The following is an 11,275-nucleotide window of genomic DNA, read 5'->3' as shown; positions in this document are numbered from 1 at the left end:
GTGTTGCAACCATATCTAAATGGCATACAATATCAGCCCACTTAAAACAACAATTACCCTGCTCATCACGTGCTTCGCAACCAGGGATTGGATAAGTAAAGCCTACTAGCTGCTTTTGTCTGTCAAAGTATATTTGTTTTTTGGGGATGTAACTGTCTGTTAGTGGCAGTAAATTAAGAAAAAACAGATTCCACGAAAAAGTAAGTGCCGGCACCCACCAATGATAAGGCTCCTCGGAGTAAGTCATCACAATACAAGAGAATAAAAATAACAAACTTAAAACAAAGCCAATAGCCATAGGACCAAAAAGCAAAGCTCTAGCGGGACTATTCCCGCACATTTCTATTTTATATCGCTCTGGATGTTTTTGTATTGCTTTTTGCTTTCTTGCAGGTAAATCATATAAATAGCATAAACCTTTGAATTTTTTCTTGAGGCTATTTAATCTCTCAGGGTAAAAAAAACAATTAAACCGCGTTTTTTTAGGCATGATATCAACGGCTAGGTAGTCATTATTTTGCATCAGATTCCTTTGATAAACAGAGGCACTTTAAGGTGCCTCTGCTTAAGTTCCTTTTCTGATTGTTAAAGTATCATGGACTCTGAAACTTAAACAGTCTCACGGAAAGCCGATAAAAAGTTGAATCAATAAACGCTTTACTTTATATTTCCACGTTAATTGCTCTATGCGCTCAGGCTCTGCTTTCCAATGCTGCCAAGGTTTGATTACTTCTTCCTGCTCTCTACCTTTTAGCCAATCATATGGAAAAGCATCTTCTAAAATTTCGTCCCTAATTTCAATTTGCTGTTCAATTGAAAAGTCTACCCAAAAGTCTGAAGGACGATTATTTTGTTTATCAAACTCTGCTGTAATTGGATCTGAATGACGGTGTTGTTCATATACAGGCACATCGGGCAATGGCTTACTTAAATCCATAAAACGTACATAACACTCCCACAATAAATAACAATGCACAGGATTAGCTGAAAGCTCAACAACAGAACCGGTTACTATTGTTTCAGGGTACTTTTCTTGATCAATATGACTAATTTCTGGAAAGTAATTCATTACACCCGGCGCACCCATTTTCGAGGTTAACCTGCAAACAATCTCCTCCCATTTAAAACAACAGTTACCTAAGTCATCTCTTTGTTCACAACCTGGTATATCAAAAGTAAACCCGACTGTTTGATTTTGCCTGTCGAGATACATCACCCTATCTGGTATGTACCTAGCGAGAATAGGCAGTAAATTTAAGAAAAGTAAATTCCAAGAAAAGGTAATAAGTGGAATCCACCACTGAAACTTTTCACCTTCGCCATAAAATGGAAGTGATAAAACACTAATAAAAGTAATAAGGCTTAGAACCCCTCCTATAACCATGGGCCCAAATAATACAGCTTTTATAGGGTTATTGCCGCAAGGCACTACTTTGTATTTTTCGCGATTACTTTCATATATTTTGTTTGTATCAAGCCAATCATATAAAAAACTGAGGCCTTTGAATTCGTGATAAATATTTTTTATACTACGGTATTCAAAAAAACGATTAAACTTCGTTTTCTTTGGCATTATTCCAACACCGAAGTAATTATTATTTTGCATCAAGTTCCTTATGCAATTGCTAAATCAGGTGAGGCATTTTCAATTGGCTTTTCAAACGCATCAAAATCTATTGGTAAGGTTAAATTTTCGTTGTATATAAGTATTGGTGTTATTTCAACATCAAACACACTAATACTAGGAGATTCAATTTCAAACTCATAAACTGCAGCATTTAAGCTCAGGCTATTATCATCAAATTCACATAAATATTCTTTAGTACCTTCCGAAAGTTAAACTAGACCGAAAGTTAAACTAGACAGCCACTCTAATTGTGTTTTTAAAGTTGATTTTTCATAAAGTAAAACAGCGATTCACACTAACCGCTGTTTTTTACATCACCAAACTTCATGTCTGTTTACTTGGCAGTCATCAGGGTCTAAATAAGGTTTTAGCTCCTCAGGAAAGGCGTGTTTTTCTGTTATATCTTTATCGATTTTGAAGTAATGCTCTATCGATTGATATAAATGAGTGCCAAGTGGAATTGAGGTATCCATAAAAGTCATGGCTGTGGCGTATGCCAGTGAATCCCATTCACGATTTGAACCACCTACATAAAAAGTAGGCTTGGTAAAGCGATAATGTTTAGGGTACTTTAACGGCACCATAAGAGACACAAATACACGTGATCCACCGCGGGCTGAACCGACATTACGCTCATTTGCACCATAGCAAACAATATCTTCGTAAGGTAAGTAAAACGGTTTTCTAAATAATGTATGCGGAGTTTTTACAAGCCCAGTATGGCGATTAAAGTAAAACTTATCTCGGTGCGATAAAATAGCTCGGTGTTTCAGCATATAAAAACCAACAATAAACATAGGTGCATATATAGCAAATGGCACCCACCGATAATCCTCCCACACAAAACCAATAACAACCAAATCAACGAAAAAGAACATAACTGCAGCGACCATTAACAAGAAGCTTAGAGCAGTAAATAAATTTGACCACCCTCCAAACCATGAAATAGCCAGTTGTTGCCCATCGTTGCGAACCCAATGTCCCTCAAGTGTTGAGCCACTATCTGGGGATTCAAGCTCTGCTGCATATTCATCAGTAAAACGCTTACTTTTAAACGTGCGGGTTTTAAACCCGCAGCCATTGAGTACTTCCGCTTTTTTTAATCGCGTTTCATAGCTGTCTTTATGTAAGTAGTCTCTTGGCAGTTGCTCTTCGTAGGTTGCTCTATTATCACGGTATCTTCTTTCGTTTCTAGTTCGCTTTCGTATTTCAGCCACTTTCTCGGGGTTATTTTTTCTAAACTCTTCTCTTCGCACCACCGCTTTTTCATCCAAAGCCAGTTGCTTTATGGTTTTATCTTTTGCTCTAGCGGGGTCTCGATTTGGGTTTTCAGCGCACCACTGTTTAATTGCGTTAATACGGTTTTCTCTTATTATTTTTTTTCTTTCTTCGTGAGTTAAGCCATCTTCCTCTTCAGCAATGTGGCGCTCAACTAGCTCATCAAGTATTCTTTCGTCCTCTGCATTTTTATCATCTATGTTCATAGTTATTCCTTTAACAATCTACTTCTTATAAATTAATTACTGCTTGGCTGAACACTTGACCAATGCGATGGCTATACTTGCGGTCATCATTAAAAAATGCAGCCCTGATTTTTCACTCTCATTGTGATAATAAAACTAGACAGCCATTCTTATTATATAAACTAAATCCCGCCATAAAAGGTACTCAGGGTATCCCACACGTTAATTGCATAAATAAACGTTTCGCTTTGTATTTCCAATTAAGTGTTTGTTTTCGCTCGGGCTCAGGCGTCCAGCGTTGCCATGGTTTGGTGATTTCAGGGTGTGGCTCGTCGCTGTACCAATCTATTTTATATGCTTCAGCATATAGCTCATCATATATTTCGGTTTGTTGTGCAAAGCTCATGTCACGCCAGTAAACCTCAGGGCGATTGTTTTGTTTATCAAACTCAGCGGTGATTGAATCTAGGTGCCTGTACCCCTCATATTCAGGTATATCAGGTAATGGCTTGGTGTTATCCATAAAGCGCACTAGGCGCTCCCAAAACAGTAAACAATAAATTGGGTTTTGTGCTAACTCTGTCACTACAATCGTCATTTTTGTTTGTGGGTATTTATCTATATTTTTATGGGAGAGTCTTGGAAAAAATGCCCGCGAGCCCGACTGCGAGGTGCTTTCGTTTATTAATGAGCATTGCATATCTCGCCAATCAAAACAGCAATTACCAAACTCATCTCGTGCTTCACAATCTGGGATATCAAAGGTGTAACCGACTTTACCTGTTTGACGGTCAAAGTACGCTAACTTAGGAGGCGCCATCCTATCCCAGAGTGGTTGAAGGTTTAAAAATGTAAGGTTAAAGCCGAGTACTAAATACAGAAACCACCATGAGAAGGGCTCGTCTGAAAAAGGAGCTACTAATAAAAAAAGTGCAACGACTAAGCTACCACAAAACCCCAAAAACATTGGACCAAAGATAAGTGCTCTCATGGGGTCATTACCGCATGAATGGACTTGAAAGCGCTGGGGTTGTGCCTTTAGGCCTAACTTATCGATATATAGCCAATCATAAAGAATACATAATCCACCAAATTTTCTTGTAAGACTTTTACTTGTCTTAGCATTAAAGTATTTATTAAAAATTGTTTTTTTAGCCAGCGGGCCACCTAAGTAATTATAAATAGACATATTATTCCTGTAACAAACTCAAACTATGCATAGCTCAAACTTCCTTTAAGTTATAAAGCAGCTTTTGTAATGCGCTTAAGGTATGCCCATAAACAACTACTGCGCTAAGCTATTGCTCATTGTTAGTTTTAGCTAAATTAATTCCATATACTTTACGGTATAGCAACGACAAAAGGGAAAGTAATGTAATTAAAATAAACCAAATTATATGTGAATTTAAAAAGGCGCTTTTAATAAAAGAAGCTGATATAAAACTCAGTGTATTAAAATCTATTTCACCTTTAATATAAAGACTTAAGAAAGGAAATAAGATCATAATTATTAAAGAAAATAAGATTAAAAAACTGATAAAAAAGAATGATAGGAGTTCTTTTTTATCAGCCATGCCAGTAAATACGCCTGTTTTATCTAATGTATTTAAATAGTTTCGAAAATTATAAAAACGTTCACTTTTATTCTTTTCTTTTTTATCTTTATTATCTTTATTATCTTTATTATCTTTATTCTGTTTCGAATTAAAGAAATATAACAATGACAAAATCACTCCACCCTCAATCAAGTAATAAAAAACATAAGGGTAATCACCATTAACAACTATAAAAAAATTAGACAAAACAAAATAGACACAGAGGTTGAATTTATCAGTCGTTTTTAATACTAAAAAAAACACTATAGACATTACAAATGGCAATAAAAAAAACGAATCCCAAGGTACTAAACTCGAACATACTCCAGATAATGTGCTGCATATATTATTATCGTATGTAGTACTATTAAAACTTAAAATGGGTCTTGAGTTTAATGAATTATAACTCAATAAAAACTCGACAAAAAAACTCATAAGCATTGCGAATGATAAAATTTTAAATGCAAAGCGATTCATAAAAATCCTTTTAAAGTACTTTAAACAATAAAAGCTCTATTGTTTAAAGTTGGTTTTAATAAAGTAAAGCTACTATTTATGCTCAGCGCTGTTTTTTTACATCACCAAACTTCATGTCTGTTTACTTGGCAGTCATCAGGGTCTAAATAAGGTTTTAGCTCCTCAGGAAAAGTGTGTTTCTCAGTTATATCTTTATCGATTTTGAAGTAATGCTCTATCGATTGATATAAATGCGTGCCAAGTGGGATTGATGTATCCATAAAAGTCATGGCTGTGGCGTATGCCAGTGAATCCCATTCACGATTTGAACCACCTACATAAAAAGTAGGCTTGGTAAAGCGATAATGTTTAGGGTATTTTAACGGCACCATGAGTGACACAAATACACGTGAACCACCACGGGCTGAGCCGACATTACGCTCATTTGCACCATAGCAAACAATGTCTTCGTAAGGTAAATAAAACGGTTTTCTAAATAAAGTATGCGGTGTTTTTACAAGCCCAGTATGGCGATTGAAGTAAAACTTATCTCGGTGCGATAAAATAGCCCGGTGTTTTAACGTAAACACTCCTAAACCAAAGAGCACCACATAGATTGAAACCATCACCCAAAAATATTCAAACCCGTCCATGATAAGAGCAAGAATATGGAAACCAAATACGAGTAATGCGAGGCTCGTACAACCAAAGCCAATAATAGTAAATAAGTTCGACCACCCTCCAAACCATGAAATAGCAAGTTGTTGCCCATCGGTGCGAACCCAGTGACCCTCAAGCGTTGAGCCACGATTAGGCGACTTGAGCTCTGCTGCGTATTCATCAGTAAAACGCTTACTTTTAAACGTACGGGTTTTAAACCCGCAGCCATTGAGTGCTTCGGCTCTTTTTAATCGCGTTTCATAACTGTCTTTATGTAAGTAGTCTCTTGGCAGTTGCTCTTCGTAGGTTGCTCTATTATCACGGTATCTTCTTTCGTTTCTAGTTCGCTTTCGTATTTCAGCCACTTTCTCGGGGTTATTTTTTCTAAACTCTTCTCTTCGCACCACCGCTTTTTCATCCAAAGCCAGTTGCTTTATGGTTTTATCTTTTGCTCTAGCGGGGTCTCGATTTGGGTTTTCAGCGCACCACTGTTTAATTGAGTTAATACGGTTTTCTCTTATTATTTTTTTTCTTTCTTCGTGAGTTAAACCGTCTTCCTCTTCAGCAATGAGGCGATCAGCTAGCTCATTGAATATTCTTTCTTCCTCTGCGTTTTTATCATCTATGTTCATAGTTACTCCTTTAACAATCTACTTCTTATAAATTAATTACTGCTTGGCTGAACACTTGACCAATGCGATGGCTATACTTGCGGTCATCATTAAAAAATGCAGCCCTGATTTTTCACTCTCATTGTGATAATAAAACTAGACAGCCATTCTTATTATATAAACTAAATCCCGCCATAAAAGGTACTCAGGGTATCCCACACGTTAATTGCATAAATAAACGTTTCGCTTTGTATTTCCAATTAAGTGTTTGTTTTCGCTCGGGCTCAGGCGTCCAGCGTTGCCATGGTTTGGTGATTTCAGGGTGTGGCTCGTCGCTGTACCAATCTATTTTGTATGCCTCAGCATAGAGCTCATCATATATTTCGGTTTGTTGTGCAAAACTCATGTCACGCCAGTAAACCTCTGGGCGATTGTTGTGCTTATCAAACTCAGCGGTAATTGAGTCTAGATGCCTGTAACCCTCATATTCAGGTATATCAGGTAATGGCTTTGTTTTATCCATAAAGCGTACTAATCGTTCCCAAAACAATAAACAATAAATTGGGTTCTGTGCTAACTCTGTCACTACAATCGTCATTTTTGTTTGTGGGTATTTATCTATGTTTTTATGGGAGAGTCTTGGAAAAAATGCTCGCGAGCCCGACTGCGATGTACTTTCGTTTATTAATGAGCACTGCATATCTCGCCAATCAAAGCAGCAATTACCAAATTCATCGCGCTCGTCACAACCAAGAATATTAAAGGTGTAACCGACTTTACCTGTTTGACGATCAAAATACGCTAACTTAGGAGGCGCCATCCGATCCCAGAGTGGTTGGAGATTTAAAAATATAAGGTTCCCTATAAGCACCAAGGATAATAGAGTCAGCGGGTAAGGTTCCGAACCAAATGGAAGCCACCATAATGTAAATAACCCTATAAAAGAACTACCTGTGAACCCTAAAAACATGGGACCAAAGATAAGTGCTCTCATGGGATCATTACCGCATGAATGGGCTTGAAAGCGATGTGGTTGTGCCTTTAGGCCTAACTTATCGATATATAGCCAATCATAAAGAATACATAATCCACCAAATTGTTTTGTAAGACTTTTATTTGTCTTAGCATTAAAGTATTTATTAAAAATTGTTTTTTTAGCCAGCGGGCCACCTAAGTAATTATAAATAGACATATTATTCCTGTAGCACCCACGGGTTAGGGTATGTAGGGTTGCCCTTTATTTTTCTTAATCACAAAAGTAAAATATTAAGCTCATAAGCACGTTTTATATTTTTCTCTAATAACTCAGGGTCATCACTAAAGGGAGCAATAACATAATTAACATCATCCATCGGGTATTTTTTTTCACCATCAATATCCGTATGAAAAACATATTTATAGTTATTTTTTATCTCAGGATCGAGTTGGTAATTATTCATATAGGGGCCAATTTTATCGCCTTTCCAAACTGTGCTGCACCCTTTATCTAGATAGTATTGAACTGAAGGTAACATTGCGTAAGGGATAGGTTTATTTTTATCCATATATTCATTTAATAACGTCCATAAATTACAGGCTTGATCGTAACTATCAGCAAACGCGACTATGTATTGGCAATCCCTTTTACCATGTTTAGGGTATTTTTTTGGGATTAAACTTGTAACAGGCATTCCCCTTCCTAAGCTAAAGCCTAACGAGCCTCGATACATCTCAACTTCTTCGAATGGGATCACAAGTTCAGGGTTACCACCAAATGCAGGGAAATTTACATTGCCGGTTTTTCGGTCAAAAACGACGGAGGTTGCTCTTGGGATTTTTGCTTTACGATGGTAAATAAAAGCAATAATTAATAACAAAACTTGCCCTAGGATAAACAAAGGGTGAAAAAGAAATGAGTCTAAGAAGTGTTGTAAACTTTTTGCTTTAAATAACCCAAGTATTTGCATTACTGTCAAAATCCCAAAAAATGTTAACATCAATGCTACAGTAGCTTTTTGGAAAGTATCCCTCATACTTCCCATTAGTAATAGGCCATAATAACGGCCATCAGCCCCAATCTCATCTTTTTCTCCTAGCAGGTTGTCATAATTGACGTCTACTTTTCGGTAATACTTTCCCATGTTAGTTGGTTTTTTAGGGGGGCGTAATTCTGATACTTGTTCGGTGTTTATCATAATGTTATTCAAGTCCTAATTCTTCTTTTAGCGCATAATTCCATAGTGATAAATTCACTTCTGTTGTGAGCCATTTATTTGGTTTTTCAAGCTCGCCGTACTCATCGCGTTTTGATACTGGTAAAATAAATTTATTATCTTCAAAAGCAGTGCTCACTGACGCACCTTTACCTTCTGGATACGTTTTCACTCGCAGTCTAAACGTGATTCTGGTTGTGTTGAGTGCTTTAAAGATGGCGGCGCAGTTATACTGATTTACATCGAGCCGTACACCTTGCCCACTTGATAAATCAGTCACTAACACATTATCCCAAAATGTTTGTCGCCAATTTTGACCTTGCCCAACGCTATCACCTAAAACGAGATTTTGGTATTCATCATTCTTTTTATCTCTTTGTTTAACGTCAAGCTCAACATCAATGAAATTAAACACCGTGTTTGTTGGGCAGGTTAAAATTAAATATGCTTCGGTGGGATCTTCATAGGTAGTAATAGCACCTCGCTCAGTTGCAATAGTATGTATATCTTGCTCTTTTTCTACATTATCACTGTGTACTTGTGGCGCTATGGTTAATTGCGCAAAATCTTGTAGGGCATAATCAGGGCGTGTTTTCCAACTACTACTGTTATCATCGCCATAGGCATCTGTGCCCCACGGGCTGATTTTCATCCAGGCTTCTATTTCATCATCAACAAATAAATAGTAAATAACAGCGCCAACCAACACAATAATCAGGCCAATCCAGCCTAATCGTGAGCCCACTTGAATACCTAAAAGGAGGCCTCTTAACGCGATAACATCACCCGCCATCATCAGAGTAAAGCCCACCCCCATGGTAAATAGACCAAACGCGGCGTCATTATCGCCACGTTTAATAGCATCGTAGCCATCTATAAAACTAGTAATACCGCTGTAAATTGACGCAGCAATATTCGCGGCATACATATATACAGAGTACCAATAAACCCTATCGACTCCTTTGGGAACACTTAAACCTTTACTCAGTCTTCTAAGCTGTTGCTCTGTTGGCAAACCGTATTTCATTACATACGCTTCACGAACGAGAGTCAGTACCACAGCAGTAAAATCGAGTGCGCCACCGGCAAATACTTTTGCACCTTTAGCTGAAAGCTCAAACTGCTCAATACTTCGGGTTAAATTAAGTAGTTCAAATAAACCAACTGCGCCCAAAATACCAACATTAGCCCTACTAAGAGTGTTAACAGATGCATTTGATAAAAATTTTTGATTCGCTAAATGCTCAGTCGCCGTTGCAAGTTCAGCTAGTTTTTGATTTAAACGTCGACTGGTGCTTACATCATCCGCTAACTTTAATTCATTATTTTTTAATTGCGCAATTTCACCTTTTAGTGATGTAACATTTAGTTGCTTTGCAGCAACCGTTTCTTTTAATGCAATAAAGAATTAAACTAGACAGCCACTCTAATTGTAGAATTAAACTAGACAGCCACTCTAATTGTGCAAGCTAAACTGTGCCATAAAATCTACTTTTTATGTTAAAAACTTACCTTTCCTTATCTATTTCTTTTATTTAATTCATTAAATAAAACATTACCGCTGTTAATCTTAAATTACATGCACAAAAATAACTGCATGATGCAGTTGTGATTTATTACTGAATAATTTTACTGAGTAGTTTAAGTTTATGCGAGAAGCTTTTGGCAGTTACTGATGTTCGCTCGCCGTTTTCTGTTTAAATTTTCACAGTAACTTGCTTGTGAAGTGGGCCTGCCTACTGCACCATGAAATACGCGTGTAAATTGTGTGGTGAGTTTTAACCAGTTTTCTGGTGATATATTCACTCTTTCTAGTAAAGGCAAATGTGCACTTTCAATATACCCTCGCTTATCTTCTCGTATACAACGTCCTGTTAATTCAACAAGTTCAAGGTACGATTTAAGCTCAAACGGGAGCCCTTTTGGCATTATTTGACGTGGCATGCCTGCAAAGCGAAGTAGTTGTTTTGGTTGTTTACCATCTCTTGCGTGTGTTAAACGTTTTTGGACGCTGGTATGGTCTGACTCTTCTGGGGTATTAGCCATTTTAGCTCTAATTGGGTTTAAATCGACATACGCCATACAGGCGGCAAGGGATGCTTCATCTAGTAATGCTTGAGACGTAAAGCGTCCCTCCCAGAACCGTCCTGTGCAGTTATCTTCTTTGTTCGCTCTGCGCGCAATACCTTCATTTAATAAGCGCATAAACCAGCTGATACTTGATAAGCGCTCTCGGTATTGCTTTACTGTTTGATTAAAAAATATAAGTTCTATTTTGCTTAACTTTTCGCCCTGGATGTATTTTTGTGTAATCAACGTACCTTTACAAAGCTTGTGCCACCGAATAACAATCGCTTTATCATTCAGCCGATTGGCTTTTTTATCGTCAACATACAACACCAAGTGCGTGTGGTTACTCATGACAGCATAAGCACACACATCAATACAAAATACCTTCGCTAATTCAAGTAGCTTATCTTCAACCCAGCCTCGTCGATGTTCGTAAGACTTCCCCGTAAAGTGGTCTTCACCACACAGAAAGGCTCGACGAACACACCGTGAAATACAATGATAATATTTTGTATCAACCAAACTTACTTGACGCTTTCTTGCAATAGCCATGTGACACCCTGCTTGTTTTTTGCACTAAACAAAGGCTAGCCTCTAACTT

At 37.4% G+C, this 11,275-nt stretch carries 9 protein-coding genes and 1 pseudogene; all 10 read right to left on the bottom strand.

Annotated features, from left to right (window positions below):
* A pseudogene (locus tag I6F48_RS18760) lies at positions 1 to 523 on the bottom strand (hypothetical protein); the annotation flags it as partial.
* 96 nt (positions 524 to 619) lie between these two features.
* Positions 620 to 1,606 (bottom strand): hypothetical protein, encoded by a 987-nt coding sequence (locus I6F48_RS18755; RefSeq protein WP_197120050.1) that lies wholly within the window; start codon positions 1,604 to 1,606, stop codon positions 620 to 622.
* A 335-nt stretch (positions 1,607 to 1,941) separates the two neighbouring features.
* A complete protein-coding gene (locus tag I6F48_RS18745; protein WP_231615265.1) occupies positions 1,942 to 3,111 on the bottom strand; it encodes a hypothetical protein in 1,170 nt (389 codons plus the stop codon).
* Positions 3,112 to 3,295: 184 nt separating this feature from the next.
* Positions 3,296 to 4,081 carry a hypothetical protein gene (locus tag I6F48_RS18740; RefSeq protein WP_231615264.1) on the bottom strand — a complete coding sequence of 262 codons (786 nt, stop codon included), beginning with the start codon at positions 4,079 to 4,081 and terminating at the stop codon, positions 3,296 to 3,298.
* A gap of 307 nt (positions 4,082 to 4,388) precedes the next feature.
* On the bottom strand, positions 4,389 to 5,162 hold the full coding sequence (locus I6F48_RS18735; RefSeq protein ID WP_197120048.1) for a hypothetical protein: 774 nt from the start codon (positions 5,160 to 5,162) through the stop codon (positions 4,389 to 4,391).
* A gap of 101 nt (positions 5,163 to 5,263) precedes the next feature.
* The gene (locus I6F48_RS18730; protein ID WP_231615263.1) at positions 5,264 to 6,433 is read right to left on the bottom strand and encodes a hypothetical protein; all 1,170 of its coding nucleotides are present in this window, start codon (positions 6,431 to 6,433) and stop codon (positions 5,264 to 5,266) included.
* Between the two features lie 184 nt (positions 6,434 to 6,617).
* Complete coding sequence (locus I6F48_RS18725) at positions 6,618 to 7,604, bottom strand: hypothetical protein (RefSeq protein WP_197120047.1); 987 nt, start codon at positions 7,602 to 7,604, stop codon at positions 6,618 to 6,620.
* A 58-nt stretch (positions 7,605 to 7,662) separates the two neighbouring features.
* Positions 7,663 to 8,586, bottom strand: a complete 924-nt coding sequence (locus tag I6F48_RS18720; protein WP_197120046.1) for a hypothetical protein — start codon at positions 8,584 to 8,586, stop codon at positions 7,663 to 7,665.
* Between the two features lie 4 nt (positions 8,587 to 8,590).
* Positions 8,591 to 9,778, bottom strand: coding sequence for a hypothetical protein (locus I6F48_RS18715; RefSeq protein ID WP_197120045.1), 1,188 nt, complete (start codon positions 9,776 to 9,778; stop codon positions 8,591 to 8,593).
* Positions 9,779 to 10,251: 473 nt separating this feature from the next.
* Positions 10,252 to 11,226 (bottom strand): transposase, encoded by a 975-nt coding sequence (locus I6F48_RS18710; RefSeq protein ID WP_165741724.1) that lies wholly within the window; start codon positions 11,224 to 11,226, stop codon positions 10,252 to 10,254.
* Between the last annotated feature and the right edge of the window lie 49 nt (positions 11,227 to 11,275).

This window comes from Pseudoalteromonas sp. SWYJ118 (genome assembly GCF_015864505.1).
In the GTDB taxonomy this organism is placed as follows: Bacteria; Pseudomonadota; Gammaproteobacteria; order Enterobacterales; family Alteromonadaceae; genus Pseudoalteromonas; species Pseudoalteromonas arctica.
This window is presented reverse-complemented; position numbering and strand designations above follow the sequence as displayed.